Source organism: Alteromonas sp. HB246098 (genome assembly GCF_054890645.1).
On sequence record NZ_JBTZUG010000001.1, the window covers coordinates 904265 to 930100 of the forward strand.

Annotated in this window: 16 protein-coding genes; 13 read left to right on the plus strand and 3 right to left on the minus strand. The window is 43.4% G+C overall.

Going from position 1 to position 25836, the window contains the following annotated elements:
- The first annotated feature begins 61 nt into the window (after window positions 1–61).
- The 3 genes from ACYTPF_RS03895 to ACYTPF_RS03905 all read left to right on the plus strand — a co-directional run bounded on the left by ACYTPF_RS03895 (window position 62) and on the right by ACYTPF_RS03905 (window position 8228).
- Complete coding sequence (locus ACYTPF_RS03895) at window positions 62–2809, plus strand: insulinase family protein (protein WP_461851273.1); 2748 nt, start codon at window positions 62–64, stop codon at window positions 2807–2809.
- Window positions 2810–3208: 399 nt separating this feature from the next.
- Complete coding sequence (locus ACYTPF_RS03900) at window positions 3209–7765, plus strand: EAL domain-containing protein (protein ID WP_461851274.1); 4557 nt, start codon at window positions 3209–3211, stop codon at window positions 7763–7765.
- Window positions 7766–8063: 298 nt separating this feature from the next.
- On the plus strand, window positions 8064–8228 hold the full coding sequence (locus ACYTPF_RS03905) for a hypothetical protein (RefSeq protein ID WP_461851275.1): 165 nt from the start codon (window positions 8064–8066) through the stop codon (window positions 8226–8228).
- Window positions 8229–8328: 100 nt separating this feature from the next.
- On the opposite strand, the gene ACYTPF_RS03910 is transcribed toward ACYTPF_RS03905, so the two are convergent.
- The 3 genes from ACYTPF_RS03910 to fadI form a co-directional block, all read right to left on the minus strand.
- Window positions 8329–8526, minus strand: a complete 198-nt coding sequence (locus tag ACYTPF_RS03910; RefSeq protein ID WP_461851276.1) for a hypothetical protein — start codon at window positions 8524–8526, stop codon at window positions 8329–8331.
- A 208-nt stretch (window positions 8527–8734) separates the two neighbouring features.
- Window positions 8735–10876: a fatty acid oxidation complex subunit alpha FadJ gene (fadJ, locus tag ACYTPF_RS03915; protein WP_461851536.1), complete on the minus strand. Its 2142-nt coding sequence runs from the start codon at window positions 10874–10876 to the stop codon at window positions 8735–8737.
- A gap of 19 nt (window positions 10877–10895) precedes the next feature.
- The gene (fadI, locus tag ACYTPF_RS03920; protein ID WP_461851277.1) at window positions 10896–12206 is read right to left on the minus strand and encodes an acetyl-CoA C-acyltransferase FadI; all 1311 of its coding nucleotides are present in this window, start codon (window positions 12204–12206) and stop codon (window positions 10896–10898) included.
- Window positions 12207–12678: 472 nt separating this feature from the next.
- Here fadI and ACYTPF_RS03925 point away from each other — a divergent pair, with 472 nt between their 5' ends.
- The 10 genes from ACYTPF_RS03925 to ACYTPF_RS03970 all read left to right on the plus strand — a co-directional run bounded on the left by ACYTPF_RS03925 (window position 12679) and on the right by ACYTPF_RS03970 (window position 25728).
- Complete coding sequence (locus ACYTPF_RS03925; RefSeq protein ID WP_179982795.1) at window positions 12679–13635, plus strand: AAA family ATPase; 957 nt, start codon at window positions 12679–12681, stop codon at window positions 13633–13635.
- Window positions 13636–13638: 3 nt separating this feature from the next.
- On the plus strand, window positions 13639–14613 hold the full coding sequence (locus ACYTPF_RS03930) for a DUF58 domain-containing protein (protein WP_461851278.1): 975 nt from the start codon (window positions 13639–13641) through the stop codon (window positions 14611–14613).
- On the plus strand, window positions 14613–15233 hold the full coding sequence (locus ACYTPF_RS03935) for a DUF4381 domain-containing protein (RefSeq protein WP_461851279.1): 621 nt from the start codon (window positions 14613–14615) through the stop codon (window positions 15231–15233). Before ACYTPF_RS03930 ends, ACYTPF_RS03935 begins: the two co-directional genes overlap by 1 nt.
- A complete protein-coding gene (locus tag ACYTPF_RS03940; RefSeq protein ID WP_179982792.1) occupies window positions 15226–16302 on the plus strand; it encodes a vWA domain-containing protein in 1077 nt (358 codons plus the stop codon). The genes ACYTPF_RS03935 and ACYTPF_RS03940 overlap by 8 nt, the downstream gene beginning before the upstream one ends.
- On the plus strand, window positions 16302–18347 hold the full coding sequence (locus ACYTPF_RS03945; RefSeq protein ID WP_461851280.1) for a vWA domain-containing protein: 2046 nt from the start codon (window positions 16302–16304) through the stop codon (window positions 18345–18347). The genes ACYTPF_RS03940 and ACYTPF_RS03945 overlap by 1 nt, the downstream gene beginning before the upstream one ends.
- Entirely contained in the window at window positions 18348–20141 is a 1794-nt protein-coding gene (locus tag ACYTPF_RS03950) for a BatD family protein (RefSeq protein WP_461851281.1), read from the plus strand.
- 203 nt (window positions 20142–20344) lie between these two features.
- Complete coding sequence (locus tag ACYTPF_RS03955; protein ID WP_461851282.1) at window positions 20345–22198, plus strand: DUF885 domain-containing protein; 1854 nt, start codon at window positions 20345–20347, stop codon at window positions 22196–22198.
- 117 nt (window positions 22199–22315) lie between these two features.
- A complete protein-coding gene (locus ACYTPF_RS03960) occupies window positions 22316–22873 on the plus strand; it encodes a sigma-70 family RNA polymerase sigma factor (protein WP_179982788.1) in 558 nt (185 codons plus the stop codon).
- On the plus strand, window positions 22866–23570 hold the full coding sequence (locus ACYTPF_RS03965; protein ID WP_461851283.1) for a DUF3379 family protein: 705 nt from the start codon (window positions 22866–22868) through the stop codon (window positions 23568–23570). Before ACYTPF_RS03960 ends, ACYTPF_RS03965 begins: the two co-directional genes overlap by 8 nt.
- Before the next feature lie 196 nt (window positions 23571–23766).
- On the plus strand, window positions 23767–25728 hold the full coding sequence (locus tag ACYTPF_RS03970; RefSeq protein ID WP_461851284.1) for a GGDEF domain-containing protein: 1962 nt from the start codon (window positions 23767–23769) through the stop codon (window positions 25726–25728).
- Window positions 25729–25836: the final 108 nt, after the last annotated feature.

Below are 25836 nucleotides of genomic sequence, written 5' to 3' on the forward strand. Positions count from 1 at the left end.
GTGAAGATTATCTTAATAGATGCTCCAGCAGTAAGGTGCCTTTGACCATATATGAGAAAATGTGAATAACACGATCAACTTAGAAAACGCGCACCACATAACTTTGCCTAATGGCTTGCGTGTTATGCTGTGTCATACGCCCGAGGCAAGTGAATCCTTTGTTTCTATGGCAGTACGAGCAGGACACTTCTACGACCCTCACGATTGTCAGGGGTTAGCTCACCTTCTAGAACACATGCTTTTCATGGGGAGCCGGCACTTACCCAAACCTAATGCGATAAATGGCTTTATTGAACAGCATGGGGGCACCATAAACGCTTGGACTGGAACCGAATACGCAAACTATCATTTTAATTGTAGTGGGAACGCGATTGCGCAAACTTTACCTGCTTTTGCAGATATGCTTAGGCAGCCTTTATTCGAAGAAGAAGCGCTTACCAACGAAATAAAAAATATTCATGCCGAATTTGAGTTTAAGAAAAAAGATGACCTTCGTCGTCTTTACCAGATTCACAAAGAAACCTGTAATCCAAAGCACCCTTTCGCTAAGTTTTCAGTGGGTAACAGCGATACCTTTTCCAAACATGGGTGCGCTGCGCTGAAACAACAACTTAAAGCACTTCACCATACTTATTACTGCGCAAAAAACATGTGCCTGTGTATTGCCAGCACCATGCCCTTACCTCAACTTGAAGCATTAGTGCATCAATGTTTTGCCAGTATGCCCTCAGGACAGTTAGCGTCAGATGACTGGCCAGCCCTTTACACCGAAAATGAATTGGGTATACAAATAAACATAAATCCGCTTCAGTCAGCAAAGCGGATGATAGTGACATTCGCCCTACCCGCTTTACAAAATGACTATGAAACAAAACCGCTGAATTACATTAGCCATTTAATTGGCGATGAGGGCGAAGGTAGTTTGCTTGCCTACCTTAAAGAAAAGGACTGGGCGCTTAACCTCATTGCTGGTTCGGGTATTGAGGGAGACAGATTTAAAGACTTCAACGTGAGTTTCCAGCTTACTCAAAACGGGCTGGAAAACAAAAACCGTGTACTGGAAGCACTATTTAGCTACATCTCAATAATTCGAAAAGCATCCCATGAAGATTGGCGCTTTCACGAAAAATCGAAGTTAAATACTTTAGCCCTAGAGTACGAAGAAAATATCAAGCCACTTAGCCTGGTAACCGAATACGCACAACACCAGTTTATTTTTGGGCCAGACGAATTAGGTAAACTGCGCTCTACTATAGGCAGCTATGATAAAGGCGTTATTGAACATGCTTTATCCTTTTTCACCCCAGATAACATTCGCCTGAAAGTTATTTCTAAAGACGTTAAAACCACGCAAGTTTGTGCGTTCTACGAAGCCGAATACAGTGTAGAGAACATTGCTCCTAAGTTATTGCAGGAACTTAGGTCACCAGAGACAATTAGTGAATTACAGCTACCTCCACCCAACCCTTATTTAGCAAGCGAGTACAGCCTTATATTGCCTGAGACTGGCTTTAATATTCCTAATAAATTGGTGGACAATGGTGGTTATCGGTTTTGGTTTGCCCAAGACCAGCAGTTCCATAGCCCTAAAGGCGATATTTATATCTCTTTTGACGCCGCTAAATTTTCTGACTCTTTACTCGCGGTTGCTGCTAAACGCATTTGGCTGGGCGCATTAAATGATTACCTGCAAGCTAAATATTACAGAGCCGAGATTGCGGGTCTGCATTACCGTATATACGGACATCAGGCTGGGTTTACGCTGCACACTCGAGGCTTCACTAATCAACAAACCTTATTAGCCAACCAGCTTCTTGCTGCGGTACTGAATTTCATACCTAATGAGAAAGCCTTTGAACATCACAAAGCGCTGCAAATTCAGAGCCTTCATAATTCCCTATTAAATAAGCCTACTAACCGCTTATTTTCGCGGTTGAGCGTGCTTATCCAGCGCAACACCCAAGCTCCAGTGGAGCTGTTAGATGTAATAGATAGCATCACCTATGAGCAAATGCATAACTGCAGAAAGCGTGCTTTTGAACATTATTTCATTGAAGCATTTATGCACGGAAACTGGTCTAGCGAAGAGGCAAGAGTATTTTCAAAGGCGCTTCAAGAACAGTGTGTTAATGCTGGTGGCGGCCCGCTTTCACGGGCGGTATCTAAACTTCCTGTGGGGGGAACGCTTTACCATGAAGTGCTTTGTAACCACGATGACTCGGCGGTAGTGCTGTATCTTCAAGCGCCCTCCCCAGACTTTACCGACACGGCGCTTTGCATGATTTTAGAACAAATGCTGGCCGCCCCATTTTTCAATGCATTAAGAACAGAACAACAATTAGGCTATATCGTAGGAACCGGCTATGTTCCGCACAATCAGCACCCTGGCATGGCGTTCTATATTCAAAGCCCACAATGTAGCCCGAAACATTTGTTAGATGCTATGACAGAGTTTTTGTTTCAGCAGTTAAATGAAATTGAGTTCTATCGTTTTTACTGGCCAACAATTCAGCAAAATTTAATTAAACAGTTAGAGGAACGAGACTTAACGCTTTCTATGAAATCTCAGCGACTATGGGTGAGTTTGGGTACGCAAGACTTAGGGTTTAATAGAAACGTTAAACTGGCAGAGCGAGTTAAAGAACTAAGCTTTGAAGAAATTCAAGATTTTGCGCAGCAACTCGCTAAGCGTGAACGCTGTGGGGAGCTTGTCCTGTTTTCTAAAGGAAAATTCGAAGCTATTCCAACCCAAGAGAAGCGTACAATAAACAGTATTTCCCACTTCAAACAAGAAATACCCTACTACTGAGCACAGTTTTCAATTATTACACTGTTATACGCTTACAACTACTCTGCTTTTTGTGTAAGGACCATCTTATGCATTAGTTAAGCGGTAATTTCATTGCTTTTTCTTCAATAACGCGGTTAAACCTCTTAACAATATCCTCTTTTTCATCAGTGCGTTACAGAAAAAACATACTAACCAGCGATTTAAAAAAGATATAAACGTCAAGTTTTTGACCAAGGTGTCGATAAATAGACGCTGAATTTATCTAAGGTTGCTCAATAAGTAACCCATCATCCCTGCTAACCCTAAAAAGTGCTTGTGGAGACTCAGTTAATTCGGCATATTTATTATTCTGGTCGTTAGGGATGCTGCCAGTCAAAAATAAAAAAATAATAAATGGCGTATGCCAAAGGTGTATAGGTGCGCTCAACCCTAATTTATTCAATGCTGCTTCTTTTGTTGGCTTTGTCAGGAATGTGTTTTAATCCTGCGAAGGCGATAGAAGTTTCTGATCTTCATTTCACAGAGTTAAATAAGCAACACGGCCTATCAGACACCGCAGTTTTAGATATTGTGGAAGATCATATGGGCTTTATTTGGCTGGCGACGTCAAACGGCCTTAACCGCTATTCGGGATATGATGTAAAGCAATACCACCCCTCAGACGTTGACCCAAATTCCTTACCTTCCGGATACATTCAAACACTATTTGTCGATTCCGAAGGACAACTATGGGTTGGAACTCATTCAGGGCTGGCGCTTTATCAGCCAGAGACAGATAGCTTCAAAGTCTTTGATAAAGACAACTCTGTAATAAAGACAGATCTTATCTCAGCCATTTCAGAATCAAAAAATGGCGACATTCTTTTTGCTGACCGTAAATTTATCTACCGCTTCTCCAAAGAAAAATCCCAAATAATTGTATTAACGCAAGCCTTTAAAGAAGAAAGTTTTATAAAAGTGATTTTCGAAGAGGCTAATCGTATATGGGTTGGTTCTAACCAATTCGGCGCTGCCATAATAGACTCTGAAACGTTGGAAGTTCACAACGCAAGCAAAGTTAACCCTTGGGGAATTTCTTTAGATATAAGAGCACTTCACGATATCACTGTGATTAACGGTAATTATTGGTTAGCAACCAATGAGGGCCTTATCGTTTTAGCCTCTAACGGCCGCATTCTAAAACGGATTAAAAGCGATGACTTGGGTGTCACCGAAGAGGTTAACTCTTTTTCAATATCTGTGGTAGATAAAGATATTTGGGTGGGCACTTATATTGGGCTGTTTTTATTGTCAGATGCTGCTGAAAGTACCATTTCACCCGATTACCGCCCTGATTATTTGCATCTGAATTCAGATATTTATAGTTCTACTGGCATTCCATCGGCAATCGTATTTCGAGTAATTGAGGACCGTACGGGCGTGGTATGGGCAGCAACTTTTCATCGCGGTGCGTTCAAATATCATCCCGAATTTGCAACTGTTCACTTTCAGCCCGTTTACAATTCTGAACGACAAACTGAAGACAATTACACAACTATATGGGGCTTCGCAGAAAATAGTTCCAAAGAGCTATTTCTTATTTCTCAGCAAAAAGGTTTGGGAAAAATTTCGAAGGATACCGGCGAAGTATCTTATTACGACCTTTTTGAAAAGCTCGCCGAAGCTAGTTCTTTTTGGGATGTAGAAATTGGTAAGAATGACAATGTTTGGATTGCTACCTCTGACGGATTGCTAGTCTTAGAGCAAACAATAAATGGATTTCGTTTGTTGAACCAATTTTTTAAAGGCTCATTTATTGATCACATATTCAAAAGCGAAAATGCTATATGGTTTCAATTGCCAAGTGGCGAAATCTACTCGATCGATTTTGACAGTGTCGAGCGCCGTCATGAAGAAGCTTCTTTACTTCATGAAGATATACCGAAAAACTTCGGAAAAATGTTTGCTATCTATTCTGATACCGAAGGAAGAATCTGGTTTAGAGCAGGGGAAAAACTAGTCATATATTCTGTTGCCGAACGTCGAATTGTAAAGATATTAGACTCGTCCAATGGAATTAACTCCTTGGTATACGGAATTCACAAAACAGATGATGGTCTTTGGCTAACCACCCGCTCAGACGGTGTACTACAGGTTGATGAAGAGAGTTTAGCGTTAATCAAAAAACAAAAAAGAGATAATCAGAGTGGGTTTATTACTTCTACAACAGCGGTAGGTGATAGTATCTGGTTTTCGGACGCGAAAGGCGTACACAAAGTACTTCTTCCTTCATTAAGAGAAGCTGACAGTATACCAAACGAACAATTAAGGTTTAATTCCCTTGGAGAAGGAGCAGTTATATCCACTCAAGACGGAGTTATATACTTTGGAGGTAACAAAGGCTATATAAAAATATCAAAAAACCTAAAATCAAATAGTGAGGATGCTGAACAGGCTTTTTCACCGCAGTTGTATCTTATAAACATTTTTGGTTCTATAGCCCATTCAAAGAGAAAATTTTACCAAGGTGATGAATCTTCTCGTTCATTTACCTCAAAAGAGATAATTACTTACGACGATGTTGTCACGTTAAATCATGACGAAACTAGATTTAGTATTTCATTTAGCTTAATTAATCCAATTTATCCTAATCAAGTTACTTATCGCTATAAACTGATAGGTTTTGAGAATGACTGGATTTACGTAGACAAAGAACGTACTGCTCAGTTCAACAATATTTCTTTTGGTAACTATACATTTTCCGTACAAGCTAAAGAGCCGGGTAAAGCGTGGTCTGAAAGCAGAAATTTAAAAATTACCATAGAGCGCCCTCCTTGGCTTCACACTGTAGCCCTTGTTTTCTACGGTTTAGTAGCATTGGCTATTTTTGCCTTCATTTTACGACAATACCAAATAAGAAAAGCAAACCAGCTGGCCATAAAAGAGTCGGAAGAGCGTTTAAAGCTAACACTGTGGAGCTCTGGCGATGAATTATGGGACTGGGATGTGTATCGAGGTCAGGTATACCGTGCAAACACCTGGGGGACCTTAGACTTTCCTCAAGACGATATTCGTACTTCTGGCGCCTATGATGCCAATATTCATCCTAACGATATTACTCGCGTTAAATCTGCGCTAAGAGCACATTTAGAAGGCGATAGTGACTTTTACGAACTCGCCTATCGCGCTAAGACATTTAAAAACCAGTGGATTTGGATACTGGATCGCGGAAAAGTGGTAGAGCGCGACCACAACGAGCAGCCGGTGCGAATGACAGGTACGCTCAAAAATATTCATCACTTAAAAGAAGCTGAAGAGCAGCTTAACCTGTTTAAGCGCTCAATTGAGAACATTTCAGAAGGGGTATTTATTACTAATACCCAATTCAAGTTTATTAGTGTTAATAATGCATATTGCAGCTATACCGGTGAAACACGTGACCAAGCACTTGCCAGCTTTATGCATTTTCATTTATACCCAGATGCCTTTACCGAAGAAATTAAGAAAACCCTCAAGTCTAAAGGCAACTGGTCTGGTGAAGTAGAGAGCGTACGAGTAAACGGCGAGCGCTACGAAATGGAGCTCAATATTGATGCTGTGCATGATGAAGACGGCAAAATAAGTCACTTTGTCGGGGTGTTCAGCGACATTACGTCTCGTAAGAGTACTGAAAAAGAGCTTTTAAAACTTGCTAATGTTGACCCGTTGACCGAGCTACCTAACCGTTCGTTTTTCCAAGCAAGTCATCAGAACTTAGTGCGTAAATCTAGCGCCCACTCCTTGCTTTGCTTGGACATGGATAATTTTAAAAAGATTAACGACTCGTTGGGCCATCAAACCGGCGATATTTTAATTAAACAAATTGCCAAGCGGCTACAGCGTATTACTGGTAAAAATGCGACCTGTTATCGATTGGGTGGTGATGAATTTAGTATTTTAATGGAAGATAACGCCGATATTCATACGGTGACTCATTACGCACAAAGCTTGTTAGATACCTTGTCGCGCCCCTTCATTATCAATAAACAAGAGTTTGTGCTAGGCGCGAGTATTGGTATCGCCTTCTACCCTGACGATGGTGAATCCCCCCAGGAAATGCTGAAAAATGCAGATACGGCCATGTATTTTGCCAAAAATAATGGCGGCAACAGCTATCAGTTCTTCAGTGGTGAAATGAATCAAAACGCGGTTAGGCAGCTGCAAATTGAAAATTTGATCCGTCAAGGTATCAAAGACGACTTGTTCACTGTTTATTACCAGCCTAAAGTGGATATAGCCTCGGGGAAACTGGTTAGCATGGAAGCCCTGGTGCGTTTTGAACACCCGCAAAAAGGCATAGTAAGCCCGGGCCAATTTATTCCGTTAGCAGAGCAGACTGGCCAAATCATTGAAATTGGCGAGCAGGTACTACGCAAGGCCTGTGCGGATACTAAACGCTGGGTTAAGCAAGGTTTATTTAGCGGGCGTGTTGCCGTCAATATTTCGGCAAAACAGTTCGAACTGCCAGATTTAGACGACAGAATAAATAGAATTTTAAGCGATGTAGGACTGTCACCGCTGCACCTTGAGTGCGAAATTACTGAAGGTACGCTGATGGAAAGCCCTGAAAACGGCCTTCAAATGATGACGCGACTGCGCGAGCGAGGTATTCACTTAGCGCTAGATGATTTTGGTACCGGCTACTCATCGCTTGCGTACTTAAAACGCTTTCCTTTAAATACTCTAAAAATTGACAAAGCCTTTATTGATGACATTGCAAAAAGCAATGTAGACCGACATATGGCTGCGGCCATCATCAACATTGCCCACAACTTAGGCCTCAAAGTTGTAGCCGAAGGTGTAGAAGAAGAGTCTCAACTAGACATACTGCGACGTTACGACTGCGAAATGTTGCAGGGCTTTCTATACAGCCGACCATTAAATGCAGAACGTTTTGAAAAGCTGCTTACAGAAAATCAAAAGCTGCACACGCTTTTAGGCAATAGCCAGTTTTAAAACGTCTTCTCTCTTTGTGAAGGCATTAATTGCCTTTTAGCTTCCTTTTAAACGGCAAACTATGGCAAAAACCCGCCCCATAAACCTTCGTATATTAGACTTTAGTGTCATTATAATGGCGCTAGCCCTTTCTCTTCTTTCACAAAAATAAAAAAATTAACATAAACCACTGATCAAAAAGGATTAAATCTAAAAACAAACATATTGGCACGTAACTAGCAAGTAACAGAATGCCGGTAACAAATATAAAAAATCGGCTTTGTTTGTTCGTTCAAAATAATAATCAGAGGAAATCAACATGTTAAAAGAGTACGCAGTTGCACTAGTACTTTCTACCGCTACCCCGGTCGCTGCCGACAAGCAAGAAGGCGCTAAACAGGCTCCTGAGTCGCAAAAAGAGGCTACTACTCAGCTAGAATACGTTAAGCCACAATCGGGTGGCGGCTATGGCGTAGGCTTATAATTTAAAGTTGAAACGATTTTCAAAAAAAGAGAGTGCTTACTCTCTTTTTTTATACCTGAAAGACGAGACTCGTCGTTAGTGGATAACGTAATCGGCAAGTCTACGCTGCTATATAAAGATTATTAAACCCGACAGCATTGCGCCAATGCATGTGGCGAGAGATAGAGAACATAGGTAACAAGATTGGACCTAACGCAAAACCCGCTATTGCCCACTTCTTCGCGTTCATTCCCCATTTAAACGCTTCTACATAAAAGTACAGAGAAAAGATAACGCTTAGTACCACGAGTGAAATCACACTGCCTCCGCCTGTTTAACATAATTACGTGGAGTTACTTGTTCCCATCAAATATTCAATTTAACTTACTGATAATTGACGCCAACAATTTGACACGTTCATTTTTTGAACGCAGGAATTTTACCCAAAATAGAACAATAAACCAGCAGAAATACCCATTAGACATAAAAAAACCGGGCAAAGCCCGGCTTTTTAACATTTTGTAAACTTAGCTATAAAACTTTTGATCGTTTTCCGCCATTTTTACTAACACATCAGCAGGTGCGAATTTGTCACCTACAGCAGTAGCATAATGATTTAAACGAGCAACAAGGTGTTTGATACCCAGTGTATCCATATAGCGGAATGGGCCGCCTAAGAATGGAGGGAAGCCTATACCGAAGATAGCGCCAATATCACCGTCGCGAGCATTGCGGATAACGCCTTCGTCTAAACAGCGTGCCGCTTCGTTAAGCATCATTAATACGCAGCGTTCAGCAACTTCTTTTTCGCTTAGCTTGGCAGAAGGTGAAAGGCCCAGTAGTTCGTAGATTGACTCATCCACTTCTTTACCTGGCTTTTTGCCTTCGTAAGAATAAAACCCTTTCTGGTTCTTTTTACCTTTTCTGCCATCTGCCAGCACTTTATCGAAAGCACTTGGCGCAGTGAAGCGCTCGCCGAATGCCTCTACAAGGAATGGAATAATCTTAGTACCAACATCAATGCCCACTTCATCAAGTAGTTTCACAGGGCCCACAGGGAAGCCAAACTTAACCAAAGACTTGTCGATGTGTTCAATTGGCTCACCATCAAGAATCAAGTTTGCCGCCTCGTTCATGTAAGGCGCTAGAATACGATTCACGTAGAAACCCGCACCGTCTTTAACAACAACTGGCGTTTTGCCTTGCTTCTTAGCAAACTCTACCGTTGATGAAATGACTTGGTCCGACGTTTGGTCGTGAGCGATAACTTCAGCCAACGGCATTTTGTCTACAGGCGAAAAGTAGTGAAGACCAATCACGTTTTCAGGGCGTGCCGCTTTCGCTGCAATTTGTGTAATTGGAATAGACGAAGTATTCGATGCGAAGATCGTGCTTTCTTTGCAGTTCTCTTCAATGTCCGCCACCATCTTCTGTTTAAGATCTAGGTCTTCAAATACTGCTTCAACCACGATATCCGCGTCTTGGTAGCCGCTGTAATCCAGTGTACCGGTAAGAAGCGCTAACTGCTTCTGCATTTCGCTGTTGCGCATGAAACGCTTCTTCACCTTTTTGTTTAAGATGTCGTAGCTGTATTTCATTGCGTTCGCAATGCCATCGGCACGTACGTCTTTAATACGCACAGGTACACCGGCTTTAGTCGAGGTTACATAAGCGATACCACCGCCCATCAAGCCGCCACCAAGCACACCTACTTTCTTCATCTTTTCAGGCTTAACACCTTCAACGCCGTTTTCTTTCTTCATTTCAGTTGTAGCAAAGAAAATCTGACGAAGTTGGAAAGATTCTGGCGTCATCACTAGCTTACCAAAGGCTTCTGCTTCGGCTCTAAGCCCCGCTTTCATGCCTTCGTTCATGCCTGTTTCAATAACGTCGATAATGTAACCCGGCGCAGGATAGTTACCTTTGGTTTTAGCAAACGTCGCTTCACGGGCTTTTTTGAACAGCATGTTACGGCCTGGGCCCGTTTTTTCTAACATTTTGTCCATAGCGCTTTTTTGCGGTGCGTCACGTTCTGGCTTGCGTTTAAGGGCAAACTGCTCTGCCACTTTCAAAAGTACGCTATGCGGAACAACTTCATCAACAATGCCGTATTTTTTGGCTTGCTTGGCCCGTGCAGGTGAGCCAGTTAGCATCATTTTCATTGCTTGTTGAATGCCAATAAGACGTGGAAGACGCTGAGTACCGCCACTGCCTGGCAATAGTCCAAGCTGTACTTCAGGTAGACCTAACTGAGTACTAGATGAATCGGTACATACGCGATAGTGACACGCAAGCGCAAGCTCCAAACCACCACCTAACGCTGGGCCGTGAATCGCTGCAACGAAAGTAGCCTTCATGTTCTCGATTCTATCGAAAATAGCTTGTCCACCGGCTGCTATAGTCGTTGCATCCTCAGCAGTTTTACACGCTGCTAGCATGGTAATATCAGCGCCCGCGACAAAAGAACTTGGCTTACCACTCGTTAATACAACACCTTTAATGCTGCTATCACGCTCAATGTCGTCAAGCATGGCAGATATTTCATCGCCAAATTCAGCTTTAAGCGTATTCATGCTCTCGCCAGGTACATCCATACTAAGAATAGCAACGCCATTATCTTGCTTGGTTAACGTAAATGCACCTGATGTTGGCTGAACTTCATTTGTCATATCTTGTTCCTGACTCATATTATTCTGTCTCCACAATCATTGCGGCACCAAGACCACCCGCAGCACATGCAGTCAATAGACCTGTACCACCGCCACGACGATTTAGTTCGTTAAGCATTTGCGTGATCATACGTGTACCGGTTGCAGCAAACGGGTGACCATAAGCAATTGAACTACCCATTACGTTGAATTTGTCCATATCAATTTCGCCCGTCGCTTTGTCGCGGCCAAGTTTCTCTTTAGCGAACTTGTCACTTGCGAACATTTTAACGTTTGCCAAGGTTTGCGCTGCGAACGCTTCGTGCATTTCAATCAAGGTTAGGTCGTTTAGCGTCATACCTGCGCGGTCTAGCGCGATAGGTGTCGCGTATGACGGACCCATTAGCATGTCTTCCCATACGTCAATGGCCGAGAACGCGTAGCTTTTAATGTAGCCTAGCGGTGTGTAGCCTAATTCTTTGGCACGGCTTTCTGTCATCATGATCACCGCAGAGGCACCGTCTGTTAGCGGTGTTGCGTTCGCTGCTGTTACAGAGCCGTATTTCTTATCAAATACTGGGCGAAGTTTCGCGTAACCTTCAAGCTTTGAATCGAAACGTACGTTGTTATCGCGCTCAAGCGCGCCTTTGTACGGTTCTGCATAGGCAGTCATGACTTCGCTAGACAGTTTACCTGCTTCCCAGCTTTCAGCGGCTAGGCTATGCGAGCGATGAGCTAGTTTATCCTGCTCTTCGCGAGAGATTTGATGTGTTTTTGCCATTTGCTCTGCTGTTTGCCCCATCGACAAACCGGTAGAATACTCAGCGACTGCAGGAGGTACTGGCGCTAAGTCTTTTAAGCTTAAGCGCTTAAAGATATTTAGCTTTTGACCCAGGGTTTTAGTTTTCTGCAAATCTACCAAAGCACGTGCAAGGTTTTTAGACACACCGATAGGTGATACTGATGTTGAGTCTGCACCACCTGCGATACCCACCTGAACCGTACCAGCCATCATGCTCTCAGCGATGTTGACCGTAGACTGGAAACTCGTGGCACAAGCGCGAGATACGCTGTAAGCATCAGTGTGAACATTCATGCCTGTACCAAGCACGATTTCGCGGGCAATGTTTGGCGCCTCAGGCATTTGTACTACCTGACCGTAAACTACCTGGTCAACCCATTCTTTCTGAACACCATGGCGAATGAGGAGTTCGTTTACGACCATTTTACCTAAATCAACAGCCGGTACGCCGTGGAAATATGTAGCCATTTTCGCAAACGGAGTACGCAACCCCGCGACAATGGCGATGCGATCACCCTCTCGGGTAGTAACTGATTGTTTTGTTGCCATAATGCACCTAAATTGATGACCAACTTTATTATTAGCTAATAGCCGCAAAGTGGTCTGACCTGTAATAAACCTGATTTTTACAAACAATGAACAAAATAGCAAATAATGCAGAGCTAAGGGCAATATAAATGAAACTAAAGTTTACCTGAGCAGTTCAAATCATCGTTAAAACTTCCACTTGCCTTCTATAAATACACTCTGATGGCCCAAGTAACTTGTTAATGTCCTTCCAAATATCGCATTTTTATTACTATTTAACGACTTGAAGAAAGATAGAATGAACCATATATGGAAATTAAAGTCTGTTTTGTGTCATTGTGGCTACGGTAAAGAGTGCCTAAGGTAAAGTGTGACTAGCACAAAGTTGTTTAATTCACTTTTTACTAAGGCGATCACTTTTTAATAGATTAGTTAACCCCATTGTCCAACTGACACTTCCTGATAACGAGAACTCAAACGGAAATTTTGCATTATGGCAGCAGCGCAATTTCAACAGTTACACGCTTATTTAGACCAGCAGATCATTGGTCAGAGTGCGTTAACCAAAAGCCTTCTAATCGCTCTTTTGGCCGATGGCCACCTTCTAGTGGAAGGCCCACCAGGACTTGCAAAAACACGTGCAATTAATGCGTTAGCTAACGGTATTGACGGTGATTTCCATCGTGTGCAGTTCACGCCAGACCTTTTACCGGCCGACTTAACCGGAACAGACATTTATCGCCCCGAAACCGGTGAGTTTGTTTTCCAGAAAGGGCCGCTCTTTCATAACCTAGTGTTAGCAGACGAAATTAACCGTGCTCCAGCCAAAGTGCAATCTGCGCTGCTGGAAGCTATGGCTGAACGCCAAATTACAGTGGGCAGTAAAACTTATCCCCTGCCCCCGCTATTTTTAGTTATGGCCACGCAAAACCCATTAGAGCAAGAAGGAACGTATCCGCTACCTGAAGCGCAGCTTGACCGTTTCTTAATGCACGTGGACATAGATTATCCAGGTGCAGAGACTGAATTAGAAATACTGCGTTTAACTCGAGGCGAAGCGCTTTCAGAGCCGCCTATTACACCGCCTACGCTAACTCAAGATGATATTTTCACATCTCGTAAAGAAGCCTTGTCCTTATACATGGCGCCAGAGTTAGAGCAATACTTGGTACAATTGATAATGGCGACCCGTCAGCCAGCGAGCTTTGATGCAGAATTAGGCCAGTGGATAGCGATGGGAACAAGTCCTCGCGCCACCATTAGCTTAGACCGCTGTGCACGGGCCCACGCTTGGCTTAGCGGTAGAGATTTCGTCGGCCCTGACGACATCCAAGCCGTCGTTCATAACGTACTTCGCCACCGTATTATCTTGTCTTATCAAGCTGAAGCAGAAGGTATAACGATTAACGACGTACTCGATAAGATTGTTGCTACTGTCGCAGTTCCTTAAGCTATGGTGAATGTACAAGCGCAGCTGAGTAAGCTGCAATGTAACGGTGTCTCTTTGTCTAGTGCAGAGTTACTTCGCTACCAGCAGTTGGCCAAGCTTTTTAGCTTGGCGCCAAAACGCATGCCACAAGCTAAACTTGCTGGGAGTTATCTCACCAAGCACAAAGGCCGAGGCATGGAGTTTGATGAGGCCCGTCACTACCAACCCGGTGACGATATTCGCGCTATTGATTGGCGCGTTACTGCGCGCACGGGTAAAACCCACACCAAAGTATATCGGGAAGAGCGGGAGCGCCCGGTTTTTCTTTTTTGTGATTATCTGCCCTCAATGGCCTTTGGTACGCAACTGCTTACCAAAGCCGTTCAGGCTGCCCATGTATCCTCATTGATTAGCTGGTCTGCTGCGGCTCGCGGCGATAAGGTTGGCGCATTAGTATTTAACCAACAACAGCACAAAGAAATTAAACCCCTTACTCGGAAAAAAGCCGTACTTCACGTTTGTCATGAGCTCATGGCATTACATGAACAAAGCACACCGTTTAAAGCTGACAAAGCAAAAGACGAACAAGCTTTTGCTGATGCTTGTGCCCGTGCAAGGCGTTTAGCTAGACCAGGAAGCTTAGTTTATCTGGTATCAGATTTTCAGCATTTAAGCGCCCAGGCTATTCAGCATTTAAGCCACTTAACGCGCCATTGTGAAGTAAGGGCTATCGTAATTAACGATCCGATAGAGCATGCCTTGCCACAAACTAGTTCACTGCAAACCGTTAGTGTTTCAGATGGTCACAATCAACAGCGCTGGGTATTAGGTGACAATACCGAACAGCAGCAATATTTAAAATGGCGAAATGAACACAACAGCGCAATTTACGATACGTTGCGCAAAACTAACATCGCCAGATTCAGTGTGAGTGCCGGCCTTCCGTTAGATGAACAGCTTCAAAGTATGCAACAAGAACAACGGTTGGAGCTTAATTAATGCAAAGCAATAACCTTTCTACTCATTTTTTATCAAACCTTTTACCTAAGTCAGTACAGTCAATGCCGCCTGCAAATCAAATGCCGGCAGCACCTCAGCAGCAAGACCCCCTCGCCCAGCTGCGCGATATACACGTGCCTAATGAGGTCAGTATTTGGCCATTAGATTGGGGATGGTGGGTACTTATCGCTGTGGTTTTATTAGTGTTATTTGGTCTCTATAAAGCTATTTCTGCTCACGTACGGCATAACAAGCCTCGTAAGCAAGCATTAGCATTGCTTGAATCAATTTCAGCACAACAAAGTAATTGGCCGGTAGCCCTAAACTCTATTTTGAAGCGCACCGCTATAAGCTATTACTCTACTCAACAGGTTGCTGGGCTATACGGCAAACAATGGCAAGCGTTCTTAACATCTGCTCTAAAAAGTCGTGATAACAAACTTGAAGCTGACTTAGCATTATTGATAAGCAATGTTTACCAAGCTAGCCCTAACCCAAATGACTTTGAAACCTGCAAAGGGGCGGTAAAAAGTTGGCTTTCGAAAGCGAAGCTCCCGAAAAATAAGCGGACGGTGAATGGCCTTTCCTCTGAAAGTGTAAAGGAGCCGCATCATGCTTAATTTTGCTTGGTGGTGGGTCTTCTTTGCGCTCCCTTTACCAATTTTGGTACGCCTACTGTCTAAAAAAGCCCAAGACATGCCTATGGCCGCGCTGCGGGTTCCTAGTTTGCGACCTGGCGATGTATCGGAACAAACCCAATTAAAACAAACCAAAATACCGCTAGTAGCAAGTAGCTTGATATGGCTTTTGCTGGTAACAGCTGCCGCACGGCCTCAATGGTTAGGTGAACCTGTGAGCATACCTAATGAAGGCCGGGAAATGATGTTAGCGGTGGATTTATCTGGCAGTATGAAGATAGACGACATGCAGCTAAATGGAAGGCAAGTTAACCGTTTAACCATGACCAAATCAGTCGTGTATGACTTTATTCAGCGCCGCGTGGGCGACAGGATTGGATTGATTTTATTTGCCGATACCGCATATGTCCAAGCGCCGCTTACCTATGACAGAGACACCGTTTCAACACTTCTCAGTGAAGCTGTGATTGGCTTAGTTGGAGAACAAACTGCCATAGGTGACGCCATCGGTTTAGCAGTGAAGCGCTTTGACGAACGGGAAGAATCTAATAATGTGTTGATTCTACTCACCGATGGACAAAACACCGCAGGAAATATTACGCCTGAGCAAGCTAAAGAATTGGCTATAAGTAAAGGTGTGAAGGTTTACACTATTGGCGTGGGCGCCGACAAAATGCTGATCCAAAGCTTTTTCGGCAGCCGACAGATAAACCCGTCGCAAGAACTTGATGAAGGCATGTTAACTGATATTGCTACCGCCACCGGCGGCCAATACTTTAGGGCTAGAAATGCCCAAGAGCTTCAAGCTATTTATCAACAGCTTGATGCGCTTGAACCTATCGAAGGTGAAACTCGTAAAATGCGCCCATTAAGCGCACTGTTTTACTACCCCCTAGCGGCTGCGATTTTATTGTCAGCGCTGTGGGCTTTTATCATTATTTCTATGTCTTTATATCGTTGGTTCATACAAAAGCGAAATAACACGTCAACGCAACAGCTAAATTCGGCTAACGCAGCACAAGCAACTCAAACAAATAGGGAGACGAAATAATGGATTTCGACTTCTTAAATCAATTTCACTTTCTACGCCCCGAATGGTTTATGGCACTTGTGCCCCTGATGCTGCTTGTGGTTTTAATTAGAAAAACCACAGCTAAACAGTCTGGCTGGCAATCGGTGATCCCTTCTCACCTTTATCAACATATGGTGATAGGAAAGACCGAAATGGGCGTAAAGCCGCCTATGTGGATGCTGGCTTTTGTATGGGTTGTGAGTGTTACAGCTCTCGCCGGCCCAACGTGGGAGCGTCTCCCCCAGCCGGTATATCAGCTAAAAATGGGGCACGTTATAGTAATAGATATGTCGCTTTCGATGCGTGCAACCGATATGACGCCAGACAGACTGACAAGGGCTAAATACAAAGCCATAGACTTAGTTAACGCCATCGGCGAGGGTGAAATGGGCTTGGTTGCTTATGCCGGCGATGCGTTTGTTATAAGCCCTTTGACCGAAGATGCTGGGAATATTACCACGCTAATACCCAGCCTTTCCCCCGAGATCATGCCCGTACCCGGAAGCGACCCATTGTTAGGGATTGAAAGTGCTGCTGAACTGCTAACAAATGCGGGTTATAACTCAGGCATGATCTACTGGATTACTGACGGTATAGAGTTAGAGCAACAACAAGAACTTCAAGAATATGTAGCATCTGTTCCTTTTACGGTAAATGCACTTACCGTTGGCACAAGTGAAGGCGCGCCTATTAGGCAGCAAAGCGGTGAACTATTAAAAGACGTCACTGGCAGCATTGTTATACCCAAGCTAAATGAAAGCGCGGTGAAAGGCGTAGTAAAAACTAGCGGCGGTCGCTTTGAGTCCTTTACTTCTAACGACAATGATATTGACGCTCTAGCCGCGGTATCACTGCTAGATAAAGGCAGCAGTGAAGAGGACGAGGAAGAGAGTAATTTGCAGGGAGATCAATGGAAAGAAGTTGGCCCTTACTTATTGCTGCTACTTCTACCATTTGCGGCCTTTGCGTTTAAACGCGGATTAGTATTTATCGTATTGGTTGGCCTGCTAAGCCCTTCAATAGTTAAAAACGCCCACGCTGCACAAAGTATAGGTACATCTCAGGCCGCTCAGTCTATTCCAAGCTCGAAAATGGTGGAAGAGTCTACGCCAGCAACAGTAAATAAACCTGAACCGTTTGCATGGTGGCAAAAGCCATTTATGAATGATAATCAGGAAGCTTTGAATAAATACCAGAGAGGTAAATACAAAGACGCCGTTAGCCAGTTCAATAGCGAAGCGTGGAAGGCATCATCCCTTTTTAAGTCAGGTGACTATGAAGGTGCTTTAAAGGCTTACAAAAATATTCCAGGTGCTGAAAGCCTTTACAATCAGGGCAATGCGTTGGCCAAACTCGGAAAGCTTGAAGAAGCGATAGAGAAGTACGAGCAGGCTTTGGACGAAGCACCTGAGTTCGAGGACGCGAAAATCAATAAAAAAGTTGTTGAGGATTTACTGAAACAGCAGCAACAACAAGATCAGCAGCAGAATCAGAGCGAAAATAGTAACGATGACCAACAAGACAACGCTCAAGATAATGGTCAAGATAGCGCTAATAACGACCAGCAGCAGTCAGAAGATCAGAATAATCAGGATGGTTTAAGCGACCAAAATGGCCAGCAAAATGAAAGTGAGCGCCAACAGTCTGACCAAAACCAGCAGCCTTCTAATGATGAACAACAAAATGATGGGGACAATTCTCAACAGCAAAATCAGCCAGAGATGAGCGACCAGAACGAGCCATCAGACTCACAGCAACAAAACGAAGAGTCAGAACAGAATGATAATATGCAGCAAAATAATGCGCAGACGCAAGAAGACGAACAAGAAGCACAGCGGGAAGCTCAAGCCATACAAAGTCAAGAAGCTGAGCTTACCGATGCGGAAAAAGAAGAACTACAGCGAATGGAAGGTTTAATGCGTCGCGTGCCAGACGATCCGGCATTCTTATTAAAACGAAAAATGCAATTAGAAGCACAAAAACGTCAGCGTCAACGTATGCCTTCAAACCGGAGTGATTGGTAGATGAGAGCCTTATTACAATCTACAGGAATAATTTTTTTACTAACCCTACTCGTTAGCGCGGCTGCCTATGCCGATGTAAATTCAGTTGAAGCAACCATCGACCGAAATCCGGTTATGCTTGATGAAGCTATTCGTTTAACCATTACCGCCGATGGAAGCGCCGATAGAGACGCATTTGACAGCTCTCCCCTATTAAAAGACTTTGTAGTGGGCAGGACATCGGTAAGTAGCCAAACGTCTATCGTCAATTTCGACACTAAGCGCACTACGGTTTGGACGACCACGTTATTCCCTCGAAAAGAAGGTACGTTCACTATTCCTTCGTTAACTATTGAAGGGAAATCAACAAAGCCTATTCAAGTTGAAGTTATTCCTGTTCAAGAACAGAGCAACGTGGCCCGAGACTATTTTGTTACTACAGATATCGATTTAAACGAGGCCTATTTAAATCAACAACTGCTGTACACCGTTAAGCTTTTTCTCTCTAGTAATATTGAGCGGGGCAGTCTGCAAGCGCCAGAAATGCAGAATGCGGAAATTACTCAGCTAGGTGAAGATAAACAGTATACCGATATAGTAAACGGCAGACGGTATCAGATTATTGAGCGTCAATTTGCTGTTGTCCCTCAAGCTTCAGGAGAGTTCACGCTAAGGGGCCCCATCTTTACCGGTGAAGTTATGGCGGCTAATACAAACCAGCGTTTTGGCTTCTTTAATCGTACCCAGCAAATTAATCGTGTTGGTCCTGACATTACGGTAAACATTAAGCCTATCCCTCAGGGAATTGACTATCCTTGGTTGCCTTCTGAAATGGTTCGAGTTGACGAAGAGTGGCCGCAAGGAGATAACTTTGTCGCAGGCGAACCGGTAACACGCATAGTTACGCTAACCGCATTGGGCGTAGTAGAAGAACAGCTTCCTGATATTCCTGAGTTTTATCCGCCGAACTTTAAGTTATATCCAGATCAATCAAATACAACCACTGTTGAAAAAGACCAGAGTTTAATTTCACAGCGCCAAACGTCTTTGGCAATTATTCCAACACAGCCTGGCGACTTTGTTTTGCCTGAAATTACTATTCCTTGGTTTAATACGCTTACTCAAAAAACTGAGTATGCCACAATTCCAGCTCGCTCTATTACAGTAGTACCGGCAACGAGCAGCAGTAACCCAAGTAACACTGCACCTACAAGCAATGAGACCGTAGGCGATACTCAAAGTGGTTTACCGTCAAAAGCGATTGAGCCCGATGTAGATTCGAGTAAAGAAGGCAAACCGTCTGATAGCACTGCTGATGACGCTAGTATTAACGAAAGAACACAGCTTGATTGGGTTGTGAGCGTTGTACTACTTGCACTTTTGCTGGTCGCGCTTATCGGGTGGTTCCTCACCTATAGAAAGCTCAAACAGACTCAGTTGGCTGGGCTTACTGACAGTACTAAACCGCGCTTCAATGTTACAGCGGCACTAGATGAGAAAGCCCAATATCAAAGGCTGATGGCAGTGATAAAAGCAAAAGATACTAGCTCAGTACCACTTACTCTTAAACAATGGATAAACGCACTAACTGCCGGTAAAGCACATCTTTCACAGTTTGATGGTGTCAACACCGCTGTTGATGAGCTTTACGCACTGCGCTTCTCAGCTAGTCAAACTGATAAAGGTGCTCAATCGGAACAAATATCTAAGACATTAGAAAAACTTACCAATGAAATAAAGCAGGCTCGCAGCAAATGGCAACAAACAGGAGCAAAAAATAGCCACACGCTATCTAACTTGTATCCTGCTTCATAAAACGCATTTCATTTGCTAATACACGGAAACCTGCGTAATTAAAGCCCTTGTATAGAGCTGTATGACAGCCGCAAGGGTTTTGATAGCATTATCTCTGGTTAATATTCAGCATGAGTCTTGGTATTTAATACCTTTTAAAGGCTCAAAAGTCCAAAATACTTGTAGCCTATAAAAATAATCAATTAAACGCGACGGGGAATAGAATGAAGAAAACACTATTAAAGCTAACGCCAATTGCGTTGGCAGTTACCACATTAACAGCTTGTTCGCCAGCAAGTGAAACCGCGCAAACAGCGCCAGAGCCTATTAAAACAGAACAGCCAGCAGGCCAATCAGAGTCCGAGCGTTTAAGTGCTTTTTTTGAACGTACTTTTGAAGAAGACCTTAAACGCTCGCCCCTATTCCAAAGTTACCTCGGAAAAAAGTGGGATTACGACAAGTGGGATGACATTAGTGATGAAGAAGCCGATGCTCGTGTAGCTATCGCCAAAAACCGTTTAGAAAAGCTTAATAGTTTCGACACCAGCAAGTTAAGCGAACAAGAAAAGTTAAGCTTGCGCCTTTATAAGCTTGGCATTGAACGTGATTTAGCCAACGACGAATTTAGACATCACCGCTACATTGTGCATCAGTTCCGCGCTGCGCATACACAAGTACCTAGCTTTCTTATTAATATTCACAGCGTGAAAAGCAAAGAAGATGCCCAGGCATATATTGGTCGTTTAGACAATGTACGCACCTACTTTGACCAAGTCATAGAACAGATGAAGGTGCGTGAAAAAGCTGGTGTCTTCCCACCGGCCTGGGCTTATGATCAAATGATTGATGCGTCTAAAAACGTGATTACCGGCGCACCGTTCGACTCTAGCGAGACACCTTCAACGATTTGGGAAGATTTTCAAAACAAAGTAAACAACCTTGATATTACAGAAGCTGAAAAAACCACGCTGCTAGGTGAAGCAAAAGCCGCTTTGGTAACGTCGGTCATGCCATCGTACGAAAAGTTTATTGAAGAACTAGCCCACCAGCGTGAAGTAACCCCTGAAGGCGATGGTGTATGGCGCTTACCTAACGGCGATAAGTGGTATCAAAATCGCCTTAACTGGTTTACTACTACGGACCTTACTGCTGAAGAAGTCCATCAAATTGGCCTAGACAATGTAGAGCGTATACACAACGCAATGCGTGATATTATGAAACAGGTGAAATTTGAGGGTACGCTGCAAGAGTTTTTTGTTTTCATGCGTGAAGACGAACAATTCTATTTACCTTCAACAGATGAAGGCAGACAGCAATATCTTGATATGGCCAAAACCGCCATAGACGAAATGCGAGAAGCTATTCCTGAGTACTTTGGTATTCTCCCAGAAGCGCCAATGATTGTTAAACGCGTCGAAGCATTCCGCGAACAGTCTGCGGGCAAAGCATTTTACCAAAGTCCAGCGCAAGACGGCAGCCGCCCAGGCATTTACTATGCAAACCTATATGATATGAAAGCGATGCCGACGTATCAGCTAGAGGCGCTGGCCTATCACGAAGGCATTCCTGGTCACCACATGCAGCGTGCCATTGCGCAAGAGCTTGAAGGTGTACCACAATTCCAAAAATTCTTGAGCTTTACCGCGTACACAGAAGGCTGGGGGCTGTATACCGAGGAACTCGCAAAAGACATGGGCTTTTATGAAGACCCGTATTCTGATTTCGGTCGCCTAGCCATGGAACTATGGCGAGCTTGCAGGCTTGTAGTTGATACGGGTATTCACGCGAAGAAGTGGACCCGTGAAGAGGCTGTAGATTACCTCATCGAAAATACGCCAAACCCTGAATATGACGCGCAAAAAGCTATTGAACGCTATATTGCCATGCCAGGACAAGCCACTGCCTATATGATTGGCAAACTAAAAATCATGGAGCTTAGAGCGCATGCTCAAACTGAACTTGGTGATAAGTTTGATTGGAAAGGCTTCCATGATGAGGTGTTAAAATACGGTCCAGTACCACTTTCTATTTTAGAAGAAAATATCAACGCCTGGATTGCCACTCAAAAAGGTGCTTAGTATTCCTTAATAAGTGCTCTGATCACTGGAACTAAAAATAAAAACGCGCCTTTCGGATAACGAAATGGCGCGTTTTTTGTGCCATAGTGAAAATTCTTTAAGTTTTTGGATTTTTTTATGTTTGGGCGAAATAAATCCGACAGTGGTCAGGTCTTATCGGATATGAAAGCAAAACACCAAAGATATGAAGCACTGGTAAAGGCATTCCACGCCGACATTTACCGCTATGCATTCTGGCTTATTAAAGACCAGAGCATTGCTGAAGATGTTGTACAGGAAACGTTTCTACGTGCGTGGCGATCGTTAGACGCCCTAAATGATGAAAAGGCGGCAAAGTCGTGGTTAATAACCATTCTTCGTCGTGAGAATGCCCGCAGGTTTGAGCGCAAGCAATTCGACACGGTCGATATTGACGATTGTCATATACAAGATGACACCCAACATGCAGACGGCGACCTGAAAGACAGAGAGCTTCAGCGACTGTTAGGTGGGCTAAGTGTTGAATACCGCGAACCCTTAATCCTTCAATTGATTTTCGGGTTCAGTGGTGAAGAGATTGCCAACCAATTAGGGCTCAATAAAAACACAGTAATGACGCGTTTATTTAGAGCGAGAAACCAGCTGAAAGAGGCATTAGAGAAACAAAATGAACAGAGAGGTCGTATAAATGGATGAGTTAGAATTTAGGCGTCGAATCTACGCCGATCCAGAAACGACTGACAGTGATGTTGTAGAAGCAGCGAAAGCGGATGAAAGCAAACGCAGTTTCTGGAATGAACAAAAGCAGTTAGATAAGCAATTAAAGAAAGCCTTAAAAGTCGATGTGCCAGAGGACCTAGCTAGTAAGCTCATTTGGCAACAGTCGACTGACGAGTTCAATCGCTACAAACGCCGAAGTCGTTGGTATTTGGCGATGGCCGCATCCGTTGCTTTTACTATAGGCATAGGACTTACCATGTGGTATCACCAACCGCTTAGTATTGGTGGTCAAGCGCTAGCGCATATGCAGTACGCCGAAATGGAAACTGCACATTCGCTACTTCCAGCTGATTTGAATATGGTAAATGCAAAATTGGCAAGCTTTGGCGGTAGTTTTAGTGAGATGCTTGATGGTGTTGAAGTGGTGAACTATTGTCACTTAAGTACAGTGAGAAGCCTGCACCTTATCGTTGATACGCCACAAGGGAAAATGTCGGTATTTGTTGTACCTGAACGCGGTGATGTCACTGTACCTAGCGAATTTTCTGACGACCAGTACCACGGCGAAAGTATCAAAATGAGACACGCCAATGTCATGATAGTGGGCGACAAAGATGCTGACCTGAGTGAAATGAAAAAAGCCGTATCCGAAAGGATTCAATTTTCGGCCTAGAAAAAAAGCCTACTCCCCGTTCCAAAAAAGTGCTGACTTTACGCACTTCCCTTCGTCGGCCCACTGTGGCCGATTTTTTTTGCCTAAATTTAAGGTGAAAACATGCGCAATAAAATTTATACTTTAGAATTAAAACAACCGTTTTAATTTTCAGCAAACATTTCAGCTTATCCACAGTGTAGAGGTAGCAAATTCAATGGCCGCTTGGTGTCGTTTTACAAGGGGGAAGTTTTGTCTACTTTTCATCATTTTCATCAGTCACTCACTTCATGCACAGTTAGACAACAGTTCTGAGAAGTTGAGGCTTAAAAAGCTAGATGCTTATAGTCGGTTAGCAGCATTAACTATCTATAACTGGAACAATCAATCTGATATTGATAATGACCAGATAAAAGCCAAAATCGAAAACTTACAAATTCAATCTGATGATAGTAGTGAAGGCATAATCTTTAGACATTTATTGGCTACGGGGACAGCTAACGAAACGGAAGGTCCTCGAGTTCCAATATACGTTAAGTCACCTTTGCTTGAGAACCATTGGAACGAGCTAAAGTCGCTCAATACAGATTTGTATGCTGCCGCAAGAGCGTATTATATCTATGCCAGAGCAGTTAACGACTTTGACCGATCTTCACTGCGAATCAATGTTACAGTGCCAGCGCTCAAGCGCTTAAAGCGCGAAGTTCTGGAAACGGGCAGCAAAACAGCAACTGCTATAGCTAGCATATGGCTGTCAATGGAGCTCACGCTAGCCAATCCTATTCAAGCAATTAATGAATTAGAATATGCGCTCCCCCATTTGCCTGCGCGAGCTTCTTCACGAACTCTTGAGAATGCGTTAAGTAGCGCTACTGCACACGAGTGGCTTCGTATCGCTTTTACAGAGCTATCGGTACCGAGTAGAGCTTATTCTCACTCAATGAAGATAATCGAGCAAAGCAAGTTGAATGATGTATTCATTACATGGGCGTACTTTACTGCGGTTGACTCTCTTCTTCTTCAAAGTAAATATGAAAATGCGCTTCTTATCTCGGATAGGGCTCTGGAGTTCGTAAAAACTAGAAATTCCGAACTTGAAATGTTTCTAACCCTCTATCAACGACTACGGGTACTCATGATGGGTTTTCGGCAAACTCATGATAGCGAAATATTGTCCGTCGTAAACAAGATAGATACATTAGATATTGATAAAACTAAAATAAATCCAGAAGAGCTTGTTTACCTTTATCAGTCTTATAAAGCCATTGTTAAAAATAATGAAAGACAGCTCTCTTGGTCAGTTAACAAATTCGAAGATGTGGTTCTAAAGAAGCTAACTACAACTGAGTTTAAGAAACAATATCTGTTACGAAAAGAGCTCGAACTTATAAGAATTTACGATACTGCAGGCAATTACGAAAAAGCCTATGAGCATTCAAAAGTATACAACCAACTTCTCTTCGAAAAGAACACAGAGCAATTTCAGTTTTCTTCGCCTGACTTCTCAAATAGCATCGCGAAGGATATTGAGCTTGTCTATTATAGACAAAAAGAGATCAACGCCCTACGAGACGAAAAAGAAGGGCTATCCACCGATAAAGAGGCAATGAAAACCACCATTTTTGCGCTTATTGTCACTATTCTTCTTATACTCGCTATGTGGCTTTGGATTTCTAAACGGCAAAGTGAATTACTCGCAGAGCGAGACTCACTCACCGGAGCCCTCACTCGTCGCGCGATGTTGAATAGCCTTAAGAAGTCACTTAAAGGCGACAATACATCATGCATAGCGCTGCTTGATGTTGATAACTTTAAAAAAATTAACGATAGATATGGTCACACAGTAGGCGACGAAGTGTTAACTACGCTCACCCGAATCATCCAAAATAGAATTAGAAAATCGGATAAGCTTTGCCGATATGGTGGTGAAGAATTTTTGATCTACTTTTCTGACTCCGATGAACAATCGGCCAAGCGCATACTCGATGAGTTAAATGTTGCGCTTTCTCACCAAAAAAACTGGACGCATACCAATAAGAAGTTTTCAGTTAGCTTTTCTTCGGGTCTGCTGAATGTCCGCGGAGAAACCAATTTGGATACTATTATTAAAGCCTGTGATGAGCTTCTCTACAAAGCAAAAAGGTCTGGGCGCGCGCGAGTAGAATCTTTCGCGTATTAAAAATTTTGCCAAACTTTATTTACCTCTAGCCGTATAGAAAACAAGCAAGGTCGCTGACTGACGTAGAGACTCTAGGTCATAGGTGTTAGCATGAAATAAAAAACATAG